This is a genomic window from Bacillota bacterium, assembly GCA_023511485.1.
Lineage (GTDB): Bacteria > Actinomycetota > Aquicultoria > Aquicultorales > Aquicultoraceae > CADDYS01.
In genome coordinates this window covers 14,138-40,289 of sequence record JAIMBH010000010.1, presented here as the reverse complement: position 1 = coordinate 40,289, position 26,152 = coordinate 14,138, and the positions used below count along the sequence as shown (strand labels likewise).

The following is a 26,152-nucleotide window of genomic DNA, read 5'->3' as shown; positions in this document are numbered from 1 at the left end:
CTATTTGATTCTTATACCCTAGTCTTCTTCCCAGCCAATCCCGCGTATCTCCTCAACAGCGCCTCTCAGCATTAGCTCGGAAACACACGCTAAAGCATTTTTGCCCTCATACAATACCTCAGCAACGTTCTCGGTAATCGGCATGTAGACATCCATTTTTTGAGCCAAGCTACGTATAGCAGAGGTTGTCCTTATGCCCTCTGCTACTTGTACCATTTCCAGCTTAACCTGTTCTATCGTCAGCCCTCTTCCCATCATCTCACCTACGCCTCTGTTTCTGCTATGCTTACTCATACATGTAACGACGAGGTCTCCCATACCCGCAAGTCCAGCAAATGTTCTAACGTCAGCACCCATTGCTACTCCAAGTCTTATCATTTCTGCAAGACCTCTCGTAATTAAGGATGCTTTTGTGTTATCACCAAAGCCAAGGCCGTCTGAGATACCTGCTGCTATTGCAATTACGTTTTTCGTTGCACCGCCCATCTCAACGCCTACAAGGTCCGGATTCGTGTAAACTCTAAAATATGGCGTCATAAAGATCTCCTGGAGTTCTTCTGCAACGCGTTTGCTTTTACTTGATATAACGGTAGCCGATGGTATATTTTTTACTACCTCTTCTGCATGGTTTGGACCTGATAATACCGCAACCCTGTTTCTGTGCCCCAACTCACCACTCAGCACCTGCGACATTCGCTCCAAGCTATCTTCTTCGATTCCCTTGGCCACACTCACGACTATCTTTTCTTCCTTGATGAATTCCTTAACCTGTACCGCCATTGTGCGCATTGCATGCGAAGGTACCGCCATCACCACAACATATGATTGGGTAATGGCTTCCTCGAGGTCAACAGTAGAGAATATATTTTGATGAAGCTCTGCGTCTTTAAGATACTTAGGATTTCTCCTTGCTTCACGAATCCCCTCTGCTACGACGCTATCTCGCGCCCAGAGTTTAACGCCATAACCCTTGTTCGCCAGTGTATTTGCTATAGCCGTGCCCCAACTCCCAGCACCTATAACAGCAATTTGTTTCAGCTTAATCTTCCTCCATGCTAGCTTTTTGGCCGAGCTTTAGTTCTTTGCCTGCCATAAGCCGGGCAATATTAGATCTATGCCTGTAAACCAGCACAACTGTAACCGCTACTGCAAATCCAATATATACAGGCTTAGGATATAATATCGTCACCAGCACAGGCAGCATGATAGCGATTGTTAATGATGCAACCGATGAATATTTTGTCGAAATAAGTATCGTTGCCCATATAATTATAAGTATGAGCCCAACCTTTGGCCATAATGCTAGAACAAAACCGCCCGCTGTGCTCATCCCTTTGCCTCCTGAAAACCTCATGAAAATAGAGTAGCTATGCCCAAGGATTGCCGATATGCCGGAAAGAACGCCTACTAAAGGTATTGTGTCCGGATTTAACGGAACAGCATATTTTGCCAGCATTACCGGTATTAACCCCTTCATAAGGTCCGCTAAAAACACAGCCGCACCAGCCGGCGGGCCCAATATCCTGAACGCATTAGTCGCACCGATATTTCTGCTGCCATGCTCTCTGATATCGGTTTTATAAAAAGCTTTCCCTATCAGTAATCCAAATGGTATCGATCCTAATAAATATGAAAATACGATCAGTGCAGTAGCGTAAAACAATTAATCCTCCAGATTAGGTCTTAGCATGCCAAGCTGCAAGCGTCCAAATTCATCTAAAACAAGAGCCGATAACTGAACTGTTAGCAGCATAAGCATAAAATACTAAAATAAAGTCATGCTGCTTTGGCATTTCTCGACTTCAGCACCTCTATGCTTTTATACCTCTAAGCTTCGACTAACTTTACTTATACTTGCTCTTAAATCTTATGCTAATTGGGCAACCTATAAATCCATAGGTGCTTCTTATCTGATTCTCAATATATCGCTCATATGATGGCGTTACAAGCTGTGGATGGTTTACAAAGAACACAAACGCAGGAGGCCTTATCCCTACTTGAGCAGCATAAGATAATTTAAGCGTACGCCCTCCTTTTGATGGCTGAAAGCCCTCTGCTTTTATCTTCGCTATAAGGCTGTTTATGGATGAGGTCGGCACTCGCTTGTCATATTCGCTCATTACCTCTTTAAAAGCAGCGTATAGTCTGGATATCCCCTTTCCTGTTTTTGCAGAAACCTTTAGCCGCGGCGCATAATCAAGAAATCGCAGCTTTTTCTCAAGGCTTTCCTCGATTTTGCTTGCCTTCTCCTGGCTTGCAACCAGATCCCACTTATTTAAGGCAATTATGCTTGCGCAACCGCGCTCTTCTGCAAGATTAGCTATTTTTTGATCTTGGCCCGAGGGACCAATTTCTGAATCAATAATTAACAAGGCTATATCCGCCCTATCTAACGCCCTTAACGCCCTTATATAGCTGTAATACTCAATATCCTCTTTAACCCTTGGCTGTCTTCTCATGCCAGCAGTATCAATAAATCGGTAGGTAACTCCATCTTTCTCAAGCACCGTGTCTATCGCATCCCTTGTCGTGCCCGGCACATCACTCACTATTACTCGCTCTTCCCCTAAAAGGCTGTTTAAGATTGAAGACTTGCCCGCGTTTGGTCGTCCTACTATCGCTATCTTTACTTCGTCTGCGGCCTCAATTATGTCAACAGCTGGAAGCAGGCTCACTACAGCGTCAAGCAGGTCCCCAACCCCTAAACCGTGGATTCCTGATACAGCGTACGGCTCTCCCAGACCCAGTTTATAGAACTGGTATATAAGGTTCTCGTGGACGATGTCGTCAATCTTGTTTACCGCAACAAGTACTGGTTTGTTAGAGGTCTTAAGAATCCTAGCGACCATTTCATCCTCAGGCATTATACCTACCATGCCGTCGACTACCAGTATAGTCATGTCTGCCTCTTCAATTCCCAGCATGGCCTGCTTAGTAATCTGCCTGCCCATGGATACGTCGGTCCCAAAATCTATGCCGCCAGTATCGATTATCGTAAATTTCTTTCCGTTCCATTCGGTATCAACGTAATTTCGGTCACGCGTAACTCCTGCAACCTCATGAACTATGGCCTCTTGCGATGCGACTATTCTATTAACAAGTGTTGATTTTCCTACATTTGGCCTGCCAACCACTGCAACCAAAGGATAAGTCATTTTATATTCAAACTCCCAGCACTTAATCTAAGCTTTTTATTTTAACGTTTAGCCGCTTTTTTCATGTATGATATTTCAATCTATCATATTAATATCTACTGGCCAGTTCCATTATGGCCTCTGCAAAACCTGATCCCGAACTTTGAGCCACTTTTATCTCTATTCCGAGTCTATGGCCAATTGCCCCTGGCGTATAATCATCAAGCGTTAAACCATCAGCGTTTAATATTACGTCCGGTATAACCAGTATATCGGGTTTCCCATGCTTCTTAATCCACGCGCCGACGCCTTCTATGATATCAGAGCCTGTCAACAGCCCTGTCACATTTACGCCCCCGCCAAAAAATAAATTTTTTACCGCTACTATGTCTAACATCAACCCGGTTGCAGCGCTTGCTTCTTTTGAAATCCTTGCTAGGATATTTTCAAATAACATTGCTGTCAGCAGAGCAACCTTTGGTCCATTAGTTACACTTCGGGATTTTTTAAAAGCCTTGCTTGCTTCGTCGATGAACAGACGCGATAGGCCAATACCGTTTTCTATCTGTGGAAACCCTGCATAATGCTCTGCAGGCGGAAGGTCACGCCCCCCCAATATATAAAACTCATCAGCGATGTATACCCAGGCTACACCCTTTTCTTGCAGAAATCTGTCATGCCATTTATCCGCCTGACTGATAAGCTCTATTATCTCCTTTTTAGTGAAAGAGCGCAAAGGAAATAATCTGTCCCGATACCTTGTTAAACCAACTGGCACAACACCCACCGATGCGATATTGCTGTAGCTCTGCGAAAGGTCGTTTATCGACTTTTCAAGCTCAGTACCGTTATTTAAGCCCGGGCATATAACCATTTGCACATGCATTTCTATACCGGCTTCTGATACCGCCTTTAAATATTCTAGCGACCTATCGGCTTTTTTCCGTCCAAGCATCCTTGACCTGAGTTCGGGGTTGGTTGTGTGAACCGACACATAGATCGGACTGATACGATCTGCTATTATGCGGTCAATATCGGAATCTTTTAGATTTGTAAGAGTGATGAAGTTTCCGTAAAGAAACGAAAGCCTGTAATCATCGTCTTTTACGTAAACAGTATCGCGCATATTTGGAGGCAGTTGATCTATAAAACAAAAAACGCACCTGTTTGCGCATGTCTTTATCCCATCGAATAAAGACGACCCAAAACGGATTCCAAGTCCCTCGTAGTTTGGATTTTCTATTTCTGCAGCACACTTCCTACCATCTCTTAGATACTCTAACCGGATTTTCTCGCTTGCTGCATTAATTTCATAATCCAGGATATCCCGTAGAGCAGCTCCATTTATGGAAATAACTTTATCGCCTGCCTTTAGGCCCGCTTTTTCAGCTATACTGTTTCGCTTTACCTCGATTATCTCAGCCTGACTCAACGCAAACCTCCGGGAGAGATGATAGCACTTTTATATGTTCTGGTCGATGATTATGCGATGATTATGGGGATGCAATCAAGTGGAATTTTATTTCGCTAGCTTGCTTTCGTTAGCAGTTTTAACCTCTCAATAACTTCTTGTAAAATCCAATCTGGTGTCGATGCTCCAGCCGTTATACCTATACTGCCTATCCCTGCCAGCCAATCATTTTCTATCTCATCTGCGGTCTCAATATGATGCGTCCTATTGTTATGCTTCTTGCAGATTTGTGCAAGCCTTGTTGTATTTGCACTGTTTTTCCCGCCAACAACAAGCATGAGATCGACTTCTCCAGATAACTTTGCAGCAGCTTCTTGCCGCTGGCTTGTCGCATTACAGATCGTATTATATACCTTAAGTTCTTTAGTCTTCAGCAATAGTTTATTTACTATTTTTATCAAGTTCTCAAGAGATTGGGTCGTCTGAACAACGACGCCTGTCTTTCCCAATATGTTTATGCTGTCAAGTTCTTTTTCGTTTTCAACAACCAAAGCCCTGTTTTTAGTATAGGCAAGCAAACCTACAACCTCAGGATGATTCCTTTCGCCGATAATTACAACATTGTACCCATCCTTTACAAGGCCTGCCGCTCGTTGCTGCGCTTTCGCCACAAATGGGCAAGTCGCATCGATTACCTCAAGACCCTTCTCTTTAACCCTCTTTGTTATTAGCGGATCCACACCATGTGTCCTTATGATCACAGTGCCTGATTCTATTTCTTCGATAGACTTTACTGCGGTTACCCCTTGTTGCTTTAGCGATTCTACGACCTGCGGATTATGGATTATCGGACCCAAAGTATATATGTGTTTTTCCTTCCTTTGTACTGCTTCTCTTGCCAGCTTTAGCGCCCTTTGAACTCCATAGCAGTACCCAGCGTGTTTTGCTATAGATATCTTCAATATTATCCACCATTTACTAATTTGCTAATCTCTTCCATCATTTTCAGCGTAAGTTCCTCTTCTTTTTCTTTTCTCCCTTTTGCTAAGGTCTTTTCCACATTAATTGGTTTACCTACTCTAACCGTAATCTTTGGAAATCTTGGAACTTTTGAGCCGTTAGGAACAACCTTATCAGTGCCTATGATACCTAGCGGAACAATAGGTGCCCCGGTTTTTAACGCCATGGCTGTCACCCCGGGATACGGTTTACCTAGACTGCCATTTCTTATCCTTGTTCCTTCAGGAAATATCAGGAGCACCTCTCCGCTGTTCAGCAGTTTCAGAGAATGCGCGATGGCAGCCTTATCAGCAGTGCCCCTCTTCACCGGAAACGTATTTAACCACTTTATTATAGTGCCAAGTACAGGGATTTTAAACAGGCTTGCCTTTCCCATAAAATTTACCTGCCGCCCCTTAACGGCCAGCGCCACCATTATAGGGTCAAGATAGCTTTGGTGATTCGCCGCTATGATAACCGGCCCTTTTCTGGGTATATTCTCCAGACCAATTATCCTGTATCTGTAGAAAAGCTTAACCACGATTACCAGCAGCGTCCTTACAAACCCATAAAACATTACTTCATCAGCTCTTTTTTAGCCATATTGATTATTTCTTGGACAACCTGACCTATTGTTTTGCCCGTGGTATCTATCGTGTGGGCATCAGGGGCTTTCATTAGCGGGCCTGTGGCTCTTGTTGAGTCAATTTTGTCTCGCGTTATTATATCGCGCTCTATAGCTGACAGTTCTATCTTATGGCCTTTTTCTTTGAGCTCACGATATCTTCTTCTAGCCCTTTCCGCCGCTGAAGCGCTTAGAAATATTTTCAGTTCCGCATCCGGGAAGACTACTGTTCCAATATCTCTTCCCTCAATCACCATATTGGGATATAGATCAGCATAGCTTCTTTGCTTTTTTACAAGCGCGGCCCTTACGCCCGGTACTTTTGCAACAGTTGATACTGCCGCACTTATCTTCGGCATCCTTATAGCCTCTGTAACGTCCTCACCATCTATTTTTATCCTGAAACGATTATTCTCAAGGTCGCTGATCTCTATTTGAGAGCCTTTAGCTAATGCAACCAGCGCATCTTCATTTGTTATATCTATTTTTTCCTTCAAGGCCTTCCAGGTGACGGCTCGATACATTGCGCCTGTATCAATATATTTGTAGCCTAACCTTTTTGCGACCTCTTTCGCCACTGTACTTTTTCCTGAGGCTGCAGGTCCATCTATAGCTATTATCATGTTTAGATAGTATCAAATCGCGCTTATTATAGCTATTGGATTTTACGCGGTTGGAATACAAGCAGAGATTTTTCTATTTCCTTTTGTTCATAATCTTACCTGCTAATAGACATAAGAGTGCTTTCAAAATCGGGATACGATATTGCTATACACTCACTGTCCTCAATCACCGTTTTGCCATCTGCAGCGAGTCCTGCAATAGCCAAAGACATGGCGATACGATGATCCCCATGGCTGTTTACCGTTGTACCCCTTAACCTAGTTGGTCCCGAAATTACCATGCCGTCTTCAAGCTCGTCTATATCTGCGCCCATCTTTCTTAATTCTCGGCATAATGCAGATATACGATCGCTTTCCTTGACTCTCAACTCTCTTGCGTCTTTTATGATTGTTTTGCCGGATGCTTGCGTTGCGCCAACTGCAATTACTGGTATTTCATCTATGATTCTAGGAATGATGTCCCCAGACAACGTTACCGAAGAAAGTGCATGTGATTTTACGACAACCTTTGCCCGCGGTTCATTACTCTTCTCCTCTATATTTAATAACTCTATATCGGCTCCCATCTTCATAAGAGAGTCAATGATTCCAGTCCTTGTGTCGTTAACCCCAACATTATTAATGACCAATGACGAACCGGCCACGATAGTTGCAGCTACTATAAAGAAAGCTGCGCTTGATATATCCCCTGGGACATCAACATGGGCTGCTTCTAGCCTTTGACCACCTTTTATGTTATAAGTGTTTGAGTCTATATCTAAGTTGGCACCAAAAAGCTTAAGCATACGCTCAGTATGATCTCGAGATTTTGACGGCTCAGTGATTTGCGTCTCGCCCTCTGCAAGTAGACCTGCAAGAAGAAGTGCTGTTTTAACCTGTGCGCTGGCTACCGGCAAGTCGTACTTGATACCTTTAAGATTCTTGCCATTGATCGCCAATGGAGCATAGTTTCCATTTTCCCTGCCGAGTATCTCCGCGCCCATCATTCGCAACGGCTCAACAACCCTGGCCATTGGCCGCCGCCTTATCGATTCATCACCCGTAATTACGCTAAATATATCCTGCCCTGCAAGTACACCGGTAAGAATCCTTGTGGTCGTACCTGAATTACCGGCATACAACACATCAGAGGACTCTCTTAATCCTTTAAGACCGACCCCGTGTATCTTTAGCTCTGTGTCTGAGATACGCTCGATGCCGACACCAAGCGACTCAAGGCAGTGCATTGTGCTTATACAGTCATCTGCCGGTAAAAAACCCGTGACATGTGTAACTCCATCGGCTATTGAGCCAACAATAACCGACCTATGAGATATTGATTTGTCACCGGGAACAGATATCGTGCCCTGTATTTTGTTTGCTTTATTGATAATCAGTTGCATCCAATACTCCGCTTAGTTCTAAAGTGCCGAAGTCTGGAAGTGCCAATGTATCAAAGTTAATAAATACAGACTTCGGCGCTTTAACATCAATACACCCAGGTCTCATCCCTGGGTTCTCAAATCTACCTCATAGCCTTTTTGGGCTAATGCTGCTGCTGCCCTATCGGCATTACCCTTCTCGGGTATAGCAAGCCTTATAGTTCCAGAACTATCTGTTACATGTAATATCTCTATGTCCTCGATATTAATGCCGAGTTGCCCTATGGTAAGTGTAATATCGCTAATGACCCCCGGTTTATCGCTAACAGGTATATAAAGTTCATAGAGACGCTCAAGCTCTTTACCAAGAACCGACGGCATATTAATCCTTGCCTTTTGCGCCTTCTCCAGCGCCATCTTTATAGCCCCTCTATCCTCAGCTGCTATATCATTCCTCAAGCTATTTAGCATCTCCACCATTTTATCTAGAGAATAAAGAATGGCATCTTTATTGTCTAGGCAGATATCTATCCACATACGGGGACTACCTGCCGCAATTCGCGTCGTATCCTTAAACCCGCCGGCAGCCAGCAGAAGAAGATTTTCGGTTTTATTTGCCTCACTACTTGCCAGGTTCATAAGCACGGCCGCTACCATGTGCGGTAGATGGCTTATAACTGCGACGGCTCTATCATGCTTATATGGGTCTATCGCCAGCACATTCGCGCCTATAGATGTCAGCATTGAGTGCAATTTCTGATAAGCAGACATATCGGTTTTTTGTGTCGGCGTCAGCAAATAATGCGTATTTTTAAACAGGGTAGGATTCGACGCAGCTACGCCGTGCTTTTCTGAGCCAGCCATCGGATGCCCACCGATGAAATGCACACCTTCCGGCATTAATTGTTCAACATCTTTGACAATGTTTACCTTTGTACTTCCAACATCAGTTACTATTGCACCTTTCTTCGCATTTTTTCCGGCCTTCACCGCAAGCTCAGGAATTACTCTAACCGGCGTGCATATAAATATTACATCCGCATCCGAGGCAGCCTCTTCAACGGTCAATGCTGCTCTATCAATAATCCCCATCCTCAAGGCTTCTTCAGCCGAGGCATGATTATGGTTATAACCGACAATTTCATAGTCTGCCGGTTTCTGCTTAAAGGCAGCTGCGAGCGAGCCACCCAGAAGGCCCAGACCTATTATTGCAACCGTTGTCTTCATTAAACCGCTAACCTCATCTTCTTACCAAACGCTTCGGCAACCATCTTTACCCTTTGCATAACTGAGTTAAATTGAGCAAAAGTTAGAGATTGCGGACCGTCACAGAGTGCATTTTCCGGGTCCGGGTGAACTTCAATCATCGCCCCGTCTGCTCCTGCCGCAAGGCCTGCCAGCGTCAGCGGTTCTACAAGATTTCGTTTACCCGCCGCATGGCTTGGGTCAACAATTACCGGTAGGTGCGTTAGCTGCTTTACTAGAGGGATTGCGCTTATATCAAGCGTATTTCTCGTATACGTTTCAAACGTCCTTATTCCACGCTCGCAAATTATAATCTCGGTATTGCCGCCTTTTACTATATACTCTGCAGCCATTAACGTTTCTTCTACTGTATTTCCAAGCCCTCGCTTCAATAGAACTGGTTTTCTCAACATCCCAATCTCTTTTAGCAGAAGGAAATTCTGCGCGTTACGGGCCCCCACCTGTATAATATCCGCAAATTCAGCAACAACCTCTAAGTCTCTTACATCCATAACTTCAGTCACAATCGGCAGACCATGTTCTTTTCTTGCCTCGTCTAGCAATTTTAATCCTTCAACGCCCAGCCCCTGAAAGCTGTACGGAGACGTTCTGGGTTTAAAAGCTCCACCTCTCAGTACCGTTGCGCCGGCTGCCTTTACAGCATTTGCGGTTTGCAACATCTGCTCTTTTGATTCAACCGAGCACGGACCAGCCATCACATTGAAATAGCCCTCACCTATCACCGTATCGCCGACTTTTACCAGCGTATCCTCTGAACGAAAATCCCTGCTTACGAATTTGTATGGTTTCAGTATCTTGATAACGCTCTCTACACCCTCAAAACCTTCGAGCGGCAACTCTGCAACCGCTTCTTTATCACCAATAACCCCGATAACTGTACGAAACTGTCCTTTCGATAGATGAACATCCGCACCAGCATTTTTTATACGCTCGATAACATGCTCTATTTGAGATTCCGTTGCGCCTTCGCGCATCACGATCATCATTGCAAAATCACTCCTAAGTTAGTCTACAAGCCAAAAATAAAAACACTATGTGGGAAACCAATTGAACTGTTGTGGGATATATTAGATGGATAACGGTTATCCAACCCAGTTACCTTCAGTTTGCTTGATTGTTAAGCAAACATCGATAGCGCAAACCGCCATCTTCGGTGTTAGAAGCCGCGGTAATAGAGCCAGCACCTTCCCGACGGTCGGTAAAACTTTGTTTTACCGTACAGCATGGTGCTCCTCCTTGCGGCTCTTCAAAATATCCTCAAGTTGCTTGACGAAATTTACATTCTCGTCGGGTGTGCCAACGGTGACTCTAAGGTAATTAGGATATCCAAATATATCGCCCGACCTGACGATTATACCCCTCTTCATCAGCATCGCTGAGGCTGCCCTATCGTTCATCCCTATATCTACCAGCACAAAATTCGCATGAGACGGGATATAGTCTAACCCCAAGCGTTCAAACTCTTTGTATAGGAACATAAGCCCTTCATAATTCAAATTTTGCCGCTCTTTTACCTCTTCATCGCAATCCAAGCAGCAAAGAGCACCTGCTTGTGCAACTGAATTAACATTAAATGGCTCTCTTACTTTGTTTATAGCTTCGATAATAAACTCAGGCGCTATGCCGTAACCTATGCGGCATCCTGCAAGTCCATACACCTTTGAGAAGGTGCGCAGTACAACTACCGGATTTTTTCCTTCAGCAAAGTCTAATCCATTCGGGTATTCAGGCGCTTTAACCAGCTCATAGTACGCCTCATCAAAAACTACGACTACATCTTCCGGTATGCGCTGCATAAAGCGTTCTACCTCATCCCTGGCCACAATTGTTCCGGTGGGGTTATTTGGGTTACATATAAATATGATTTTTGTTTTATCGGTAACCGCATTTGCCATAGCTTCAAGGTCGTGCCTATGGTCTTTTAAGGGAACCTCAACCGCCTTGGCGTGCATCAGCTTAACGACTGTTGGATAAACAATAAATGACGGAACCGCCATAACGGCCTCATCCCCGGGGTTGAGCAGTACATTTGCTAGAAGTCTCAGCAGCTCGTTTGAACCGTGTCCAACCATTATCCTTGAAGGCAAAATGTTAAGTTTATCGGCTATTTTCTCACGCAGAAAAGTGCTTCCGCCATCAGGATAGCGGTTTACACCAAAGAGCGCGTCTTTCATTGCTTCGATGACCCTTGGAAAAGGCCCATAAGGGCTTTCGTTTGAGGCAAGTTTTATTGCCTCTGTAATTCCAAGCTCTTTCTCTACCAGCTCTATCGGGCGTCCGGGTTCGTACGGTTTAATGTCCTCAAGTCCACGCCGTAAAATTTTATTCAAGTATATCCTCCAAACTAACAGGCGCTTTTTTACTACATTAAAGAGATATTATCATACTATGGTGGTCGCCCTCAACTTCTCCGCAGCTAAAAGGCCCTGTGCAGGCGTTAACTAGGCTATTTCCACTATGTTAAGGCTTCCCGGTGACGGCCAGAAATCCCTGAATATTCCTATATCGCCTCCTTTATAGTGGCTTATTAGCATCTTTATAGGACCCCCGTGAGACACAACCGCTATATGGCCTTCCTTTTCGCTTTTGATTATCGAATTTACAGCACTTAGTACCCTTTTCTTAAAGGCTTCCCAGGTCTCTCCACCCGGTATCTGAATTCCTGCAGGATCTTTTCGCCATGCCCGAAACTCATCAGGGTACCTGGCATCTATCTCATCGTAAGACAGCCTTTCCCAATAGCCGAAGTCGATCTCCCTTAGACCGCTTGTTAGATTGACCGGCACCGAACACGCCAGGGATATTATGTCTGCAGTTTGCCTTGCCCTAATTAAGTCAGATGAATATATCGCTTTTATCTTTTCGCCTTGAAGGCGCTCTGCTACAGCTTTTGCTTGATCTAAGCCTCTATCTGAGAGCGCTACGTCGGTAGCGCCTATGAACTTAAACTCCTTGTTGAGTTTCGTTTCGCCATGTCTTATAAGATACAGCCTCATACATGCTCTCTTTCTGTTACTATCAAACTGCGGCCAATGCGATTAGCACTGTTATTTCCGAGAGTTCTATCATTGCCCCGATTATATCGCCCGTCAGCCCGCCAATTTTTCGATTGACCATGAACATAAATACTACCATGAAAATAGCTGCCGCCGGTATGGTTATAGCAGCTAACCACTTAACGGTTATAATGGCAGATATTACGGTTATTATTGATGATGCTATCGTTGATATGCCAATAGAAACTCTGTTTAACCCATCGCTATCCATGAACAGCGATCCGAGCCCGGGCTCGCTCTTTGCATACCGCTGGGTTGATAGCGCAACAGTTGCCACCCATCGTCCAATTACCGGAAACAATATAATAGCTCTAATCTTCAGATTGCTTGCGATTGACGCAAGCAACGTAATTTTCAGCATTACCGCCAACGCTATCGCGGCTGCCCCAAAACTCCCAACCCTCGAATCTTTCATGATGCTTAACGCATGCTTGCTGTCTCTTCCACCTACAAGGCCATCACACGTATCGGCAAGTCCATCTAAATGCAGCGCACGCGTGACAACAACCAGACTAAGCACAGCAAGAGCGCTAGAAACCAAATCCGGCAGCCTGTATGACGCGATCTGATATACCGTCGCGACTATTACTCCAATTATTAAGCCAACTAACGGGAAGTATTTCGTTGAGCGCACAAATACATCTTTGCCAGCTGGCTCTCTTTCGCCTCCTGGTATTATCGTTAAAAAGGATAGCGCTAACCTAAACGATTCCAACGCTTACCAACCTTATCCTTTATATGCCCTGGCTCCTCGATATGCTAATGCTCCAAGCCCAATATTGTCCTACTTTTTGCCATTACTCCTGACCTAAACCTGTTTCAGGCATTTTCGTGTTGACGTGTGATAATTGCGCATGTGTACTTACGACTTATCGGACACGCCGGCTTCCGAAAATGTGGCCATCTCGTTCATTATCTTCGCCGCTGCCTCAACTAAAGTCATCGCCAGAGCGGCCCCAGTGCCTTCACCAAGTCTCATATCCATATGAAGCATAGGCTTTAAGCCTAGCTCGTCTAAAATCAACCGATGTCCCGGCTCAACTGATACGTGGGATGCTATCATGTAGTCGATCACTCTTGAATCTATGCGACCAGCCACTAACGCAGCTGCGCTCGATATAAATCCGTCGATGACCACGGGAATACGTCTAACTGCTGCTCCAATTATTAAACCCGCCAAACCTGCTATTTCCAAGCCACCAACTTTAGCTAGGACATCTAGCGGGTCATTCCTATCTGGCTTTAACAAATCAATGGCATTCTCTATAACCTTTCGCTTATGATCAAGCGCCCTGTTGTCAATCCCTGTTCCCCTGCCAACTAGTCCATCTAACCGCCGCCCCGTGAGCGCAGCAAGTATTGCACTACTTGCTGTGGTATTCCCTATGCCCATGTCGCCGGTTGCAAGAAGATGCGTTCCATTATCGGCCTCTTTATATGCAACCTCTATGCCCACCTCGATTGCTTTTACGGCTTCTTCTCTGGTCATCGCCGGTTCTTTCGCAAAATTTGCTGTGCCTGGCCTTATCTTTCTTGAAAGTACTCTTTCATCATCAATCCCAGCGGCTACACCAACATCAACAACGATAACGTTTGCTCCAACATGTCTTGCAAGTACATTTATCGCCGCCCCTCCGTTTACAAAGTTCATTACCATTTGTGGTGTTACTTCTTTTGGATATGCCGAAACGCCTTCATCTGTAACGCCGTGGTCACCAGCCATTACGATTACTGTTTTTCTCTCCACGCCGTTTTTTACTTTTCCTGTTATCCCTGCGAGCTTTATCGATATTTCTTCTAAAACTCCTAAGCTGCCCGCAGGCTTTGTAAGCTGGTTTTGTCTCTCTGAGGCTTTTAACATCGCCTCTCTATCAAGTGGTTTGATGCTGTTTATTGCTTGCTCCAGCAAACTCATTTCGCATCCCTCCTTGCTTTATCCCTCTACCAGGCAGAGTTATATTGAAAAGACGTTAAACTGCATTTTCTTTATCCCAGCTCTAGGCCAGATCTAGCTATTAAAATATAAAAAATCCCTCGCTTTACGAGGGATTTTTTATATAGCAATTTTCAAACACTCTTTTCCTCGTCGAGCGTTTAGTTATAGCCCAGGCAGGTCTCCTGACTTACGGATCTATGCTTCGCCGCTCCTTCCCGGGTTTATCACCCAGTGGCAACTTGCGACTCGCTCCCCGTTTACAGTGGCGGGCCCGTGCCGGATTCTCACCGGCTTCCCTATTCTCCGCTAAATGCGGCACCCAGGCGAATATTTACTTTCCAATAAAACTTTATATTTCAAACGGTTAATTGTCAAACTAAAAGTTAAGCAAATGGAGCACCTAATTATGGCTTTGCCAAGTATGCTAGGATCGATAATATTTATGGTTTACTTTTCTCTTCCCTGGGAAAAATGCAAATCGTTACATTATTTTAATCCTTTTATTCTTTCTTAGTTGAGAGGAAGATTCTCTATGCAGCATGAGATACCCTACCGGAAGCTCGGTAAAACCGGTGAGATGGTTTCAATTATCGGCCTTGGCGGCTTTCATATCGGCCTTATACGAGACCATGGAAACGCTATTAACCTAATCCGCCGCGCAATAGACAGCGGCATTAACTTTATGGACAACTGCTGGGATTACCACCAGGGCGAAAGTGAACGTATCATGGGCGAGGCTCTGAAAAAAGGGTATCGTAATAAAGTGTTTCTTATGACAAAAATCGATGGACGTACTAAAAATGCGGCTAAAAAACAGATCGACCAGAGCCTGAGCAGGCTTCAGGTTGAGCATATTGACCTCCTTCAACTGCACGAGGTAATTCGCATGGATGACCCCGACCTGGCTTTCTCACCAGGAGGCGCCATGGATGCGATTGTAGAAGCGCGTGACACCGGGAAGATTCGTTTTATCGGTTTTACTGGCCACAAAAATCCCGCCATCCACCTGAAGATGCTTGAACAGGATTTCGAGTGGGACACCGTGCAGATGCCGCTTAATGTGCTTGATGTACATTACGAAAGTTTTCAGAAAAAAGTCCTTCCTATTTTAAACGAGCGGAATATAGGATGCATTGGAATGAAGCCTTTTGCGGCCGGCGAGCTATTTGATACACATACAGTAACAGCAACTGAAGCGCTCCATTATGTTATGAGCTTACCCGTTTCTGTAATTGTCACCGGACTTCAAAATCAGCATGACTTAGACCAGGCAATTCAAGCTGCAACTACTTTTGTACGTTTGAGCGATGCCGAGATAGACACAATCCTTGAGAAGACTGCTCCCATAGGCAAATCCGGTGTATTTGAGCCTTATAAGACAACTATCGCTTACGATAGCACTACAATCCATCCTGAATGGCTTAGTGCTGCATAATCTTTAGCAATAGTCCCCTCTACATACTCCTATATTTGTGGTTCAAACAAGAGCTTCCCTTCTTTGCTTCCGAGCACCCAAATAGCTCTCTTGTATACTTTATATGCAGAAAGCAGATCAGGTCCAAGCGCCATTAATCCAATACTATTAATTCCGAAGGCTGGTGCCGGCGGGATTGTGATCACAATGCCAGCTTCACTTTTACCTTGTCCCCAAAGCAAATCGCTTTTTGATAAAACCGAATAAGCTTCCGCGAATGATATCGGTCGCTTAAAATAAAGCCTATCAATCGTAAAAACCGAAAGATTTGGCTCTAATACCTCATCAAGGCCGATGCCTCTCTCTGCAACGGCGTTCTCAATTTTTAAACAAGGAACAACTGCGGTCTGTCTCGCATTTAATTCTGCAATATAATAATGTCCATCTTTTGTCACCATCCAATCGACATTCCCAAAACCTCTATAGCCAAGCCGCCTCCATGGCTCCACTAAAGCATAAAGAGCCTGCTCTACCCAATTAATATGCCTGGCTATATTCGCATCCGTTATCGGGTACATAAAGCCTAAAAAACGCCTTCTTTGGTTCAGCAGCTGATAAGTATGCGCAATTATCTTAACCTCTGTGTCGCTTACGTAAAATAACGTCCCTGGAGACGCGTACAGATCGAGGAGTTCTGTTACCACAAACTCACGCCAAATATTTTCTTTAACGTATTGCCTAATTGATTCGATAAACTCTCTTTTTGTGAGCAAATGTGGGCCTGCCTCGTGGATTATATATTTATTCTTAAACCTTTCCGCCGTAATGTTCCCGAATGCCCCACCGCTTCTTGCCTGGCGAATGTATATCGGGCGATCTTCTCTGCTCAATAGGTCTAAGGCAGTTTCTGCAAGACTTTCTCCATTAGCAATCAGGTATAAAGGAATCGGTAGGCTCAGCTTTTCGCATTCCCGGTAAAGGTTTGCCTTATCATTCATTTTCTGGCTTACCTGGGCTTCTACCTCAGCCCTCCAGGTCCTCTCAGGGATTTTCATTCCCGCCTCGTTTGCCGCCTTATAAATAGCATGCGATTTTATATAGGGGTTTAAAATTGGATTTCTTTGAATGACCGACCCCCAGATTGGGTTTGATGGAAGGACTTTAAAAACAGAGTAGGCGTTTAGATACTTTCTTTCGTCTCTCTTAACGCTGTACCGCAAAATAATTGCCCTACCGATTTTTCTTATAGAAAGCATGTAGTCGATGAACGCTTGCGGACAGTCATCGCCAACGGCCACTATATCGCCCGGATTTGCCATGCTAACGACGCGGTTTTGGACCTGTACGCACTTCATCTTCAGGTAGCCATTTACTCCAAAGACAAAGGGATTAAAGACATCAAATATGTTTTGCACATGCAGACTTGGCCGATTCACAAATTCCATAGACGTAAATTAAACCCCTTGTTTTAACAAAGTCTGTCCTCTATTTACCATACATAGAGGTTTTTCATCTTTATCAGGAGATTTACCTCCCGTTTTTGATAATTGAAATTCTTGAATAAGTTGGAATTTGCACTTGGCTACTTTGCATACTTACTTAGATGGTTTAAAGTGGGCCAGCATGGGAGTGAATTAGTTCTTACTTTTGTGGAATCCTAAACTCTGTCATCCGGCCAATATACGCTTTACGATATCTACAACTTTATCAATATTTTCGATGACGCATTCTTCATCAACCGGTCTATTCACTACAACAACTTTTATGCCCAGATCGCTGGCGGCACGTACCTTTTCTGGAAATCCACCATGCACACCGCTTTCTTTTGTTACTACAACGTCTACACTCAGTCGTGACCATGTATCGCGGTTTTCCTCGAAGCTAAACGGCCCAATTCCCGTGATAATTTCATCCTCGCCAAAACCTGCAGCAATACATCTTTCAATAGAAGCCACGTCAGGTAATATCCTTACGTAAAACTTTCTCCCAGCACACTCTGAATGCCGGCGAAAAAGATGCGCATTGCTGCTTCCGATTGCAAGGAATATTACTTTTCCTAAGCTGCAACATAAATCCGCAGCCTCCTCATACGAATTTACGCGGTATAATTCGGATGCTTCATCATAGTTATTAGATGGCGGACGGCTTAGGCGTATATATTTGACACCAGCTTTATTGCAGGCCTTTTTCGCTTTATCGCTTATTTCTGTAGCGTAAGGGTGGGTGGCGTCTATTACCACCTTTGCGCCATTACTTTTTATTAGCTTATGCAAATCCTCCAGATCAAGTTTTCCGTTGATATGCTGAATCAGCGGATGGTAGGGTATAAATTTTTCGGCAAACTTGTACGCAGTGCTTATCGTAATGGGATGGTTCAGCTTAACGATTTTGTTTAAGAGATGGTTTGCCTCAGTGGTACCTCCAAGGACAACTATCATATCTTATATCCCCGCGGGGTAATCATCCGGCCGTCTGTGACATATGTCTGGCTGTTCCCTATAATTATCGTCGTTTTCATGTCTATCGGAAGGTCTACGAACGAAGCCAGGTCGCTTATTATGTACCTCTGCTCATCGTCAACTTTTGCATAGACGCCAACCGGTGTTTTTACATCCCTGTACTGCATAAATATATCTCGAGCGGTCTTTATCTGCCAATTTCGCCTTGTACTTTTCGGGTTGTAAAGTGCGGTTACAAAATCTGCAGCTGCTGCACACCTTAGACGTTTCTCAATTTTCTCCCACGGAGTTAAAAGATCACTTAGGCTTATAACCGCAAAGTCATGCATTAACGGCGCCCCTAAGGCAGAAGCCGCAGCATTGACAGCACTCACACCTGGGACTACCTCTATCGGTATGTCATCCTTCTCCGATGCCAACTCAAGGATAAGCCCTGCCATGCCGTATATGCCGGGGTCTCCGCTGCTAACCAATCCTACTAATTTTCCATTATGTGCAAGCTCGATGGCCTTCTTGCAGCGGTCGATCTCTTTTCGCATTCCGAATTGGAAGACTTCTTTTCCCTTTGATATTTCTTCAATTGCTTTTATATAGCTTTTATACCCTACAATTACATCACATGCTTGCAATGCTTCCCTGGCCCCAATTGTCATGTCAGATTCTTTACCGGGACCTAAGCCTATTACTACTATTCCTCCTCGGCCAGGGCTACGGTTACCTTTCCATAAACTGCCTTCTCTGCTATCAGTTTTCCACCCTTCGAGGCTAGAATCGCTGCGGGTTCGCATACTCCACCAGCACCTACCTTGTCTTTCACAAATTGCGATGTATTTGGTGCAACCTCATCAAGCTGTTCTGCCGTATAAAGAGCAATTGCAACATTAAAATGGTCTGCCGCCTCATATAACGCTTTATCACTGCCTTTTATGTCTATACTGGCCAGACCTTTCAAATTATGCATATGAAGATTCTTGCTTGCTAATGCAGCTCTTATGGCCTGCTTTATATCATCTGCCGAGACACCCTTTTGAAAACCTACACCCGCATATATTCGGCGGGTTCTAAGTACAAGAATGCCTCTTCCAAGTTGCATCTTCTCATCGTCTATTACCGCCACTATATGATCATACGACTTTCCGTATCTTATTAGCTGACTTAAAGGCCTTACACTGTATGCAACCTTTGCTCTATCTCCCCAACGTCCGAGTTTAATGTCGGCAAATATGCACACCGAATCGCCGCGCAGTATTCCTGCAGATACCTTCTTCAAACCTTGCTTATTTGTCGTCTTTAACCCAAGGTCCTTCATGAACAAATCGATTGCCGGCTTTCCCGATACATCAGTCGCCGTAGTTATAACCGGCATCGCACCTACCGCATCGGCTATTTGGCGGGCTAAGTCGTTTGCGCCCCCAATGTGCCCCGACAATAAGCTTATCGAGAAGGCTCCTGAATCGTCGACTACGACTACGGCTGGATCTATTGCCTTGTCTTTTATGTTCGGAGCAAGCGCCCTAACAGCAATACCTACTGCTGAAACAAATATAAAACCATCATATTTCGGAAATACTTCCTTTACCAGGCTCATCAACCAAGGTTTTGATTTATCAGTTTTTGGTGCTGTAAATATATCGACAGTGTCGTTCAATTTTTCCTTGATCTTGTCAGCTATCTTTAAACCGTTTTCTGTCACGGTAAATACGGCAAGCTTCACTTTAATACCAACCGCCTTATATTTCTTCGCTGCTATTCCATATATTTCAGGATAGCATAACTGTAGTCCTTAAGACCACGTTTATGGCTTAATGTTGAACGTTTAGTAACAGGCATTGGGCAACGAGGATTTTGCGACTGCTTACAGTTGCACCTAGTTTACACAAGGCACTCTCCAGTGAACGCTAATCCTACCTTCAATTACCTGCTTTTTCTGTACCCATGGCTGAAGCTAGGGTCATAAAGCTTGGATTTCGCGTATCCTCCATCCAGTACGCTTCCTACAATGATCATGGCTGTCTTCGTAATGCCGGCAGCCTTTACTTTTTCTGCAATATTGCTTATCGTGCCCCGGATTATCCTCTCGTCCGGCCAGGATGCTCTCTCGACAACAGCAATTGGCGTGTCATCTGTATATCCCTTCCTTAGCTCTTCAACCAGTTCATCTATCATATGTACGCTTAAGAAGACGCACATTGTCGGTTTATGCTTGGCAAGCGTGCTTATTTCCTGGCCTTCTGGTACCGGCGTTCTGCCTGCCATCCTTGTGATAACAACCGTTTGGGAAACACCGGGCAGAGTCAGCTCCGCACTAAGAGCGGCCGCTGAGGCACTAAATGAACTTACTCCCGGAACAATCTCATAATCTATACCGTTCTCCCTTAGCCAATCAATCTGTTCCTTAATGGCGCCAAACAGGCTGGGCTCTCCTGAATGGAGTCTTGCTATAATCTTATCGCTGCCTCGCTCCTTTTCATATATTGCGGTAACTTCGTCAAAGCTCAAGTATGCGCTATCATAAAGTTCGCATTCATGCTTTCTCACATCGAGCAAAACTGGGTTTACAAGCGAACCGGCATAGATTATTATGTTGGCTTCCGATAGAATTCTTTGCCCCTTTACGGTTATCAGCTCAGGGTCACCCGGCCCCGCCCCTATAAAATAGACTTTCACGCTCGACTAATCCTTACTCTACAATCCTAGCTCTATAAATCTGCATTATATCTGTACTTCTTCTTAATTTAGCGATTCATAATTATTCCTGACAATGACAGTCGATAGGTATCCAATTTTATTTAGTTCAGTCTCGGTTAAGCTAGACAGCCCGAAATAAATTTTCTCCGATTCTGCTTGCGATACTTTTTGCACCAGAACCGATTTATCTGCCAAACCCGTATCCAGTAGCACGTCAACCAATGCTTTGAGTTTACTGCCTACCTTTAAGATAATCACCGTATCGAATAATTCCAAATACCGCCGAATGCTTGTTGCATCATCAGGAAGCGGTATTATAGCCACCTTCTCATCCCCTACTGCAATTGGCACTCCTGCAGCCGAGGCTGACGCAAACGCTGAGCTTATCCCAGGCAGTGTAATTATCTCAACTCCAGGGTAGCTGTCTTTTAGTTTCTTATACAGATAAATATACGTGCTATAGAAGAACGGGTCTCCTAGTGTTACAAAAGCTGCATTCTGCCCATTCCTCAATACCCCGGCTACTTCCTCTGCAGCACTTTCCCAGTGAAGCTCAAGCTCCCCTTTGTCTTTCGTCATTGGGAAAGTTAGCTCTTTTATGCTGATTTCACCTTCCAGAACCGGCTCTATGATTTTTCTTGCGATGCTATCTCTTTTTGGGGCCGACCTTGGCGTAAATATTACGTCTACCGAGTTAAGTACCTTTTTTGCCTTTATTGTCAGAAGTTCTGTATCGCCGGGCCCAATCCCGACTCCATACAGCTTTCCCCAATTATTCATTTAGTCCTCCGGATTATATCTTTCAGGTGCCAGTGCTCCAGCACACTAAACTCAAATAAAGTTATTTGAGTTATCGTCATGGCTTCGATTCCGGCGCATCAATGCTTCGTACCCTGCTATATTCTAGATCACTTCAACATAAAGAACACTTGAGCCAAGGCTTTGCATCGCCGCAATCTCCTCGATTGTTTTATCAATTACTTCCTGGTCGGGGTACGAAAGATTTCTCCCAACTACCGCCCTACCGTTAAACCCTGAACTCTGCAAGTACCTACATACTTTATCTGCCGTTAGCTTTTCATCAGTCAAGATACATATCTTATTAGTGCGCTTTATCAGTGAATCTAGCTCATTTATTGGACGGCCATGTACCGATATAAGCTGAACATCCTGCCACTCTTGCGCAATTGCACTAAACAGCATTTGCACAGAGCTGATACCTGGGATAACTTTTATCGGTAATTCCGGTAGCCCCTTTTTTATTGCCTTAAGCAAACTGTAAAATCCAGGGTCGCCGCTTACCAGAACCGCAACCTCTCTATCCCGGTTGTCACTGATCGCCGATAGGGTATCATCTATATCGGCTGTTACAAGATAGGTCTGCTTTCCTGCCTTCTCCACGGCCTCTAAGGCTCTTTTTCCGCCTATTAAAACATCCGCATCTTTTATGCACTTTACCGCTGCCGGAGTTATAAAATCTGGATGTCCTGGCCCTATGCCTACAACAGTTACCATATCATTTCTCCGATGATTCTCTTTGCATTCTCATCCTGTGCGACAACCTCACCGCTTAGCACTGTCATTGCCGTACCTATTTCTATAAGCCCTTTTACATGTTTCATTGCTTGGCGGCTTGCTTCGGTTGCAATTTTTTCGAGAATCCTTTTATATCCAAGTTTTAAAAGACCTGTTGCCGCCTCATCTGCCGTATTTGCCCTAATCATAAACATCACCGGTGCAATATCCTTTGTAGCTTTTCGCACCAAGCCCTGCAGCATTTCAACTGGGCTACCGGTCTTGCTGCTATGGGTGTCAAGATACCCCGCGGCTATCTTTACAATCTTTCCAACATGGCCGACAATTAAAATTCTTTCTATATCTTTTTCTAAGCAGTAATCAAGCACATCACCTACGAAGTTGCTCATTTGCACAACCGCATCTTCAGGAAACTTGAGTTTTTCTCTTGCCACCTTCTCTCCCATATTCCCCGGTACAAGAGCAATCGTTTTGTAACCGCTGGCAACTGCTATATCGACTTGAGGCAGCAGGGATGCTTTTAGGCTCCTAACCGACATTGGTCTTACAACACCTGTTGTCCCCAGGATAGAGATACCTCCAACAATTCCAAGCCGCTCATTGAGCGTTTGCTTTGCCCTCTCAACGCCCTCCGGTGCGTATAGCGTAATTTCAATCCCTTTACCTGCGGGCATAACGCTCTTTACATTCTCTTCTATCATCCATCTTGGTACGGGATTTATTGCTGGTTCTCCAACCGGCACAGATAAGCCAGGTTTCGTTACCTTTCCTATCCCCTCGCTGGCCGATATCTTGACTCCTGAATCCGCCAATACGGCCTTAGCGTAAATAACCATGCCATCGGTCACATCCGGATCGTCACCGGCATCTTTAATGACACCGCACCGTGCTTCATCCTTATCTACCATTGTATCAACAAGCTTCATTTTTACCCAGCTATTACCCGGCAGCATAACATCTATCTCGCTTATCGTCTCACCAGAAAAAAGCATCTTCGCTGCAGCCTTTGCCGCAGCGGCAGCGCATGTTCCCGTCGTGTAACCTTTTTTTAGTCTTTTGTTTAGTAGGCTTGCCTTGCTCGGCGTTCGCACTATAACCAATCCTAAACAGCAATTTAAGCAGTTCCAACTAAATTAAATAACTGACCGCAAATAGAAGCATTTAACCCTGATCCAATAAAGCTGTGTATGAGATAGCTCCAACGAAGCGGCATTGTACAAGCCGCACTACAGTTTTTTATGCTCATTTGCTAGCTTCAGCAATGCGTTAACTGCAGCCACAGCCAACGCACTCCCACCTCTTGTTCCCCTTATAGTGATAAAATCAAGTCCCGATTTAATAAGCGCCTCTTTTGACTCGGCTGCACCAACAAAACCAACCGGCGTACCGATTACAAGTGCTGGTGCAGCAATTTTATTTTCAACCATCGAAAGCAGTTCATAAAGAGCAGTCGGGGCATTTCCAACAGCAACAATGCTTCCGCCTATTGAGTCGGCCAGTGCGCGCATTGCAATAGAACTCCTGGTCTTGCCAGTTCTTTTAGCCTCATCGCCAACTGCTACGTTATCGACTTTGCATAATACCTCATTACCGCAGATTGCTGTATAGTGCTTGCTTATACCGGTTGCCACCATCCTCACGTCGGTAATGATTGGCATGCCATCCTTAATTGCCTTTAAGCCGGCCTCGGTTGCACCTTCTGAAATAATAATTGATCCGGCCAGGGATAAATCCCCGCTTGCATGTATCATTCTCTTTATTACCGCTCTGTCATTAGGGCTCAGATGGGATAAATCAACCTCAGACTCTATGATTCTAAAGCTTGCCGCTTCAATGTCGGCAGGCGCATTTAAACTGGTCTTTAAGGAGAACTCCTCCCCAACCATTTGCACAATCTTATCAAGCAATATATCGGTTATTCTTACATCAGCGCCGATATGGTCGGCAAGCCTTATATTCATTGATGGGTGCCTTGCGCTTTCTTTTTTTATAATTTCAGGAATGTCTTCTCTTACATGGTTACCGTCTGTCAGGAACAGCGGCAGAACCACTATATCTCTCACCCCATCTTCTTTCATCTTAGCTATTGCTGCTGGAAGGTCGGGCTCGTTAAACTGTAAAGCTGCATATTGGACCTTACCGGCAGCAAGCCGCCTTCTAAGTGAACCAGTTATACTCTTTAGTATCTGGACTGTCTCCGACACTTTGCTTCCATGCCCTAAAACTATAAAACCTGTACTCATCTATACGAGCCCCTCCTGCATGCCAGCACAAATCGCCCTGCCGCTTCAGGTTGCCCCGCAAAATGTAAATGTATATACGAGGCAAGCGTGTTTTTGTATATGAAACCCTCGTTTGAGCCATTATCGGTTTTATATGCTGGCTTTAGCTCACCATGCACCTCGGCTATCGTTGAGTAATGAAATTCATGCCCCCTTAAGATATCTCCCTTTGACGCGATTACTGAATCCGTTATTGCGATTACCTCACGATAACCTAACGTTGGACCGTTTTGCATTTTGCATACCAACGGAAGCGCTTTGCTCATGATGCGTGTTTTGTTGTCAAATCCATCGACTGCCTGCGCAAGGTATATCAACCCGCCACATTCGGCATATACCGGAAGTCCGCTCTCTACCATATCTTTTATCTCATCAGCTAGATTTCTGTTATTGCTCAGCTCGGCTGCGTAAACCTCTGGATAGCCACCACCCAAATAAAGGCCTCGTATGCCGTCTGGAAGACGTCTATCGCTTAGCGGGCTGAAAAATGCCAGTTCTGCACCGTACATCTTCAGCAGGTCGAAGTTATCATGGTAATAAAAACTAAATGCCTTATCATATGCTACGCCGATTTTTACACCCTGCGGAAGGCAAGGTAATTCTGAATCAAAACCTGGCTGTGATAGCTCCAAGCCTGTTTTAATCTTTCCTCCGCAGACCGCTATATCTATAGTGGCTTCTATATCAATGCTTCGCTCGGCCATCTCAGCTAAAGCCTCGATATAGCGGCTCGATAACCGGGTCTCTTCCTGCGTAACAAGCCCAAGATGCCGTTCGGGGATGCTTATTTCTTCCGCCTTTCTCACACAACCGAGCACTGGCAGCCCTGTCGCACTCTCAACAGAGCGTTTAACCATTTCCTCATGTTTCTTGCTTCCAATCCGATTTAAAATAAATCCTTTTATGGAAACCGATTCATCGTATTTCAGGTAGCCAAGCGCTACAGCCCCTGCACTTGCACCCATCTTTGCGCAATCGATAACCACTATAACCGGGCTATCGATAAGTTTGGCCACTTCAGCGGTACTGCCTACCGCCAAAGCTCCTCTTCCGTCATAAAGACCCATGACCCCTTCTATTATAGAGACATCAACTTCGGAGGCTGCACTCGTAAAGCTTGCGAGCGTATTTCTCTTCCCCATCATCCAGGTATCAAGATTCCGACCGGCCCGCCCGGTTGCCAATTGATAGTATCCTGGGTCTATAAAGTCTGGACCAACTTTGAATCCCTGCACTTTAAATCCCTTTTTAGAAAGTGCCGCCATAATAGCGAGTGATATCGTAGTTTTACCAACCCCGCTTGACGTTCCCGCTACTATCACACGTGGATATAATTTTTGTTTATTATTCTTATTCATTGTT

Annotated in this window: 25 protein-coding genes and 1 riboswitch; of the genes, 1 reads left to right on the top strand and 24 read right to left on the bottom strand. The window is 44.7% G+C overall.

The annotated features are described in order from the left end of the window. Window positions 1-18: 18 nt before the first annotated feature. The 14 genes from K6T91_04730 to cobT form a co-directional block, all read right to left on the bottom strand. Window positions 19-1,038 carry an NAD(P)H-dependent glycerol-3-phosphate dehydrogenase gene (locus K6T91_04730; protein ID MCL6472099.1) on the bottom strand — a complete coding sequence of 340 codons (1,020 nt, stop codon included), beginning with the start codon at window positions 1,036-1,038 and terminating at the stop codon, window positions 19-21. Between the two features lies 1 nt (window position 1,039). Beyond that, window positions 1,040-1,663, bottom strand: a complete 624-nt coding sequence (plsY, locus tag K6T91_04725; GenBank protein ID MCL6472098.1) for a glycerol-3-phosphate 1-O-acyltransferase PlsY — start codon at window positions 1,661-1,663, stop codon at window positions 1,040-1,042. 181 nt (window positions 1,664-1,844) lie between these two features. Next, the gene (der, locus tag K6T91_04720) at window positions 1,845-3,155 is read right to left on the bottom strand and encodes a ribosome biogenesis GTPase Der (GenBank protein ID MCL6472097.1); all 1,311 of its coding nucleotides are present in this window, start codon (window positions 3,153-3,155) and stop codon (window positions 1,845-1,847) included. An 88-nt stretch (window positions 3,156-3,243) separates the two neighbouring features. Next, window positions 3,244-4,566: a DUF512 domain-containing protein gene (locus K6T91_04715; GenBank protein ID MCL6472096.1), complete on the bottom strand. Its 1,323-nt coding sequence runs from the start codon at window positions 4,564-4,566 to the stop codon at window positions 3,244-3,246. Between the two features lie 95 nt (window positions 4,567-4,661). After that, the gene (locus tag K6T91_04710) at window positions 4,662-5,507 is read right to left on the bottom strand and encodes a 4-hydroxy-3-methylbut-2-enyl diphosphate reductase (protein MCL6472095.1); all 846 of its coding nucleotides are present in this window, start codon (window positions 5,505-5,507) and stop codon (window positions 4,662-4,664) included. Window positions 5,508-5,509: 2 nt separating this feature from the next. Then, window positions 5,510-6,121, bottom strand: coding sequence for a 1-acyl-sn-glycerol-3-phosphate acyltransferase (locus K6T91_04705; protein MCL6472094.1), 612 nt, complete (start codon window positions 6,119-6,121; stop codon window positions 5,510-5,512). Beyond that, window positions 6,121-6,792, bottom strand: a complete 672-nt coding sequence (gene cmk, locus K6T91_04700; GenBank protein ID MCL6472093.1) for a (d)CMP kinase — start codon at window positions 6,790-6,792, stop codon at window positions 6,121-6,123. The genes K6T91_04705 and cmk overlap by 1 nt, the downstream gene beginning before the upstream one ends. Window positions 6,793-6,887: 95 nt before the next feature. Then, on the bottom strand, window positions 6,888-8,174 hold the full coding sequence (gene aroA / locus K6T91_04695; GenBank protein MCL6472092.1) for a 3-phosphoshikimate 1-carboxyvinyltransferase: 1,287 nt from the start codon (window positions 8,172-8,174) through the stop codon (window positions 6,888-6,890). A gap of 102 nt (window positions 8,175-8,276) precedes the next feature. Further along, a complete protein-coding gene (locus tag K6T91_04690) occupies window positions 8,277-9,380 on the bottom strand; it encodes a prephenate dehydrogenase (GenBank protein ID MCL6472091.1) in 1,104 nt (367 codons plus the stop codon). Next, window positions 9,380-10,405 carry a 3-deoxy-7-phosphoheptulonate synthase gene (gene aroF / locus K6T91_04685; GenBank protein ID MCL6472090.1) on the bottom strand — a complete coding sequence of 342 codons (1,026 nt, stop codon included), beginning with the start codon at window positions 10,403-10,405 and terminating at the stop codon, window positions 9,380-9,382. The genes K6T91_04690 and aroF overlap by 1 nt, the downstream gene beginning before the upstream one ends. 225 nt (window positions 10,406-10,630) lie before the next feature. Continuing rightward, complete coding sequence (gene hisC / locus K6T91_04680) at window positions 10,631-11,740, bottom strand: histidinol-phosphate transaminase (protein MCL6472089.1); 1,110 nt, start codon at window positions 11,738-11,740, stop codon at window positions 10,631-10,633. A gap of 120 nt (window positions 11,741-11,860) precedes the next feature. Continuing rightward, entirely contained in the window at window positions 11,861-12,415 is a 555-nt protein-coding gene (cobC, locus tag K6T91_04675) for an alpha-ribazole phosphatase (protein MCL6472088.1), read from the bottom strand. Between the two features lie 22 nt (window positions 12,416-12,437). Further along, complete coding sequence (gene cobS / locus K6T91_04670) at window positions 12,438-13,190, bottom strand: adenosylcobinamide-GDP ribazoletransferase (GenBank protein MCL6472087.1); 753 nt, start codon at window positions 13,188-13,190, stop codon at window positions 12,438-12,440. Between the two features lie 147 nt (window positions 13,191-13,337). Continuing rightward, entirely contained in the window at window positions 13,338-14,390 is a 1,053-nt protein-coding gene (cobT, locus tag K6T91_04665; protein MCL6472086.1) for a nicotinate-nucleotide--dimethylbenzimidazole phosphoribosyltransferase, read from the bottom strand. Window positions 14,391-14,565: 175 nt separating this feature from the next. Next, window positions 14,566-14,749: riboswitch (cobalamin riboswitch) on the bottom strand. 194 nt (window positions 14,750-14,943) lie between these two features. Here cobT and K6T91_04660 point away from each other — a divergent pair. Next, complete coding sequence (locus K6T91_04660) at window positions 14,944-15,846, top strand: aldo/keto reductase (protein ID MCL6472085.1); 903 nt, start codon at window positions 14,944-14,946, stop codon at window positions 15,844-15,846. Window positions 15,847-15,875: 29 nt separating this feature from the next. Here the strand turns inward: K6T91_04660 and K6T91_04655 are convergent, their stop codons facing one another. From K6T91_04655 to K6T91_04610, 10 genes are all read right to left on the bottom strand, one after another. Continuing rightward, on the bottom strand, window positions 15,876-17,270 hold the full coding sequence (locus K6T91_04655) for a hypothetical protein (GenBank protein MCL6472084.1): 1,395 nt from the start codon (window positions 17,268-17,270) through the stop codon (window positions 15,876-15,878). A gap of 222 nt (window positions 17,271-17,492) precedes the next feature. Further along, entirely contained in the window at window positions 17,493-18,263 is a 771-nt protein-coding gene (gene cobK / locus K6T91_04650) for a precorrin-6A reductase (GenBank protein MCL6472083.1), read from the bottom strand. Further along, window positions 18,260-19,072: a precorrin-3B C(17)-methyltransferase gene (cobJ, locus tag K6T91_04645; GenBank protein ID MCL6472082.1), complete on the bottom strand. Its 813-nt coding sequence runs from the start codon at window positions 19,070-19,072 to the stop codon at window positions 18,260-18,262. The genes cobK and cobJ overlap by 4 nt, the downstream gene beginning before the upstream one ends. Continuing rightward, a complete protein-coding gene (locus K6T91_04640; GenBank protein ID MCL6472081.1) occupies window positions 18,973-19,998 on the bottom strand; it encodes a cobalt-precorrin 5A hydrolase in 1,026 nt (341 codons plus the stop codon). Before K6T91_04640 ends, cobJ begins: the two co-directional genes overlap by 100 nt. Before the next feature lie 200 nt (window positions 19,999-20,198). Beyond that, window positions 20,199-20,951, bottom strand: coding sequence for a precorrin-4 C(11)-methyltransferase (cobM, locus tag K6T91_04635; protein MCL6472080.1), 753 nt, complete (start codon window positions 20,949-20,951; stop codon window positions 20,199-20,201). 63 nt (window positions 20,952-21,014) lie between these two features. Next, a complete protein-coding gene (gene cobI / locus K6T91_04630) occupies window positions 21,015-21,752 on the bottom strand; it encodes a precorrin-2 C(20)-methyltransferase (protein MCL6472079.1) in 738 nt (245 codons plus the stop codon). A 123-nt stretch (window positions 21,753-21,875) separates the two neighbouring features. After that, window positions 21,876-22,487 (bottom strand): precorrin-6y C5,15-methyltransferase (decarboxylating) subunit CbiE, encoded by a 612-nt coding sequence (cbiE, locus tag K6T91_04625; protein MCL6472078.1) that lies wholly within the window; start codon window positions 22,485-22,487, stop codon window positions 21,876-21,878. Beyond that, the gene (gene cbiD / locus K6T91_04620) at window positions 22,481-23,599 is read right to left on the bottom strand and encodes a cobalt-precorrin-5B (C(1))-methyltransferase CbiD (GenBank protein MCL6472077.1); all 1,119 of its coding nucleotides are present in this window, start codon (window positions 23,597-23,599) and stop codon (window positions 22,481-22,483) included. The genes cbiE and cbiD overlap by 7 nt, the downstream gene beginning before the upstream one ends. A gap of 135 nt (window positions 23,600-23,734) precedes the next feature. Next, window positions 23,735-24,751 carry a precorrin-8X methylmutase gene (locus tag K6T91_04615; protein MCL6472076.1) on the bottom strand — a complete coding sequence of 339 codons (1,017 nt, stop codon included), beginning with the start codon at window positions 24,749-24,751 and terminating at the stop codon, window positions 23,735-23,737. Then, entirely contained in the window at window positions 24,748-26,148 is a 1,401-nt protein-coding gene (locus K6T91_04610; GenBank protein ID MCL6472075.1) for a cobyrinate a,c-diamide synthase, read from the bottom strand. The genes K6T91_04615 and K6T91_04610 overlap by 4 nt, the downstream gene beginning before the upstream one ends. Window positions 26,149-26,152 lie beyond the last annotated feature (4 nt).

What these genes read in the sequence shown, in the direction of transcription:
- der (MCL6472097.1), bottom strand. Translation starts at nt 3,155, where the DNA reads ATGACTTATCCTTTGGTTGCAGTGGTTGGCAGGCCAAATGTAGGAAAA.
- K6T91_04705 (MCL6472094.1), bottom strand. Translation starts at nt 6,121, where the DNA reads ATGTTTTATGGGTTTGTAAGGACGCTGCTGGTAATCGTGGTTAAGCTT.
- cmk (MCL6472093.1), bottom strand. Translation starts at nt 6,792, where the DNA reads ATGATAATAGCTATAGATGGACCTGCAGCCTCAGGAAAAAGTACAGTG.
- aroA (MCL6472092.1), bottom strand. Translation starts at nt 8,174, where the DNA reads ATGCAACTGATTATCAATAAAGCAAACAAAATACAGGGCACGATATCT.
- K6T91_04690 (MCL6472091.1), bottom strand. Translation starts at nt 9,380, where the DNA reads ATGAAGACAACGGTTGCAATAATAGGTCTGGGCCTTCTGGGTGGCTCG.
- aroF (MCL6472090.1), bottom strand. Translation starts at nt 10,405, where the DNA reads ATGATGATCGTGATGCGCGAAGGCGCAACGGAATCTCAAATAGAGCAT.
- cobC (MCL6472088.1), bottom strand. Translation starts at nt 12,415, where the DNA reads ATGAGGCTGTATCTTATAAGACATGGCGAAACGAAACTCAACAAGGAG.
- cobT (MCL6472086.1), bottom strand. Translation starts at nt 14,390, where the DNA reads ATGAGTTTGCTGGAGCAAGCAATAAACAGCATCAAACCACTTGATAGA.
- K6T91_04660 (MCL6472085.1), top strand. Translation starts at nt 14,944, where the DNA reads ATGCAGCATGAGATACCCTACCGGAAGCTCGGTAAAACCGGTGAGATG.
- K6T91_04655 (MCL6472084.1), bottom strand. Translation starts at nt 17,270, where the DNA reads ATGGAATTTGTGAATCGGCCAAGTCTGCATGTGCAAAACATATTTGAT.
- cobK (MCL6472083.1), bottom strand. Translation starts at nt 18,263, where the DNA reads ATGATAGTTGTCCTTGGAGGTACCACTGAGGCAAACCATCTCTTAAAC.
- cobJ (MCL6472082.1), bottom strand. Translation starts at nt 19,072, where the DNA reads ATGCGAACCCGCAGCGATTCTAGCCTCGAAGGGTGGAAAACTGATAGC.
- cobI (MCL6472079.1), bottom strand. Translation starts at nt 21,752, where the DNA reads ATGAATAATTGGGGAAAGCTGTATGGAGTCGGGATTGGGCCCGGCGAT.
- cbiE (MCL6472078.1), bottom strand. Translation starts at nt 22,487, where the DNA reads ATGGTAACTGTTGTAGGCATAGGGCCAGGACATCCAGATTTTATAACT.
- K6T91_04615 (MCL6472076.1), bottom strand. Translation starts at nt 24,751, where the DNA reads ATGAGTACAGGTTTTATAGTTTTAGGGCATGGAAGCAAAGTGTCGGAG.
- K6T91_04610 (MCL6472075.1), bottom strand. Translation starts at nt 26,148, where the DNA reads ATGAATAAGAATAATAAACAAAAATTATATCCACGTGTGATAGTAGCG.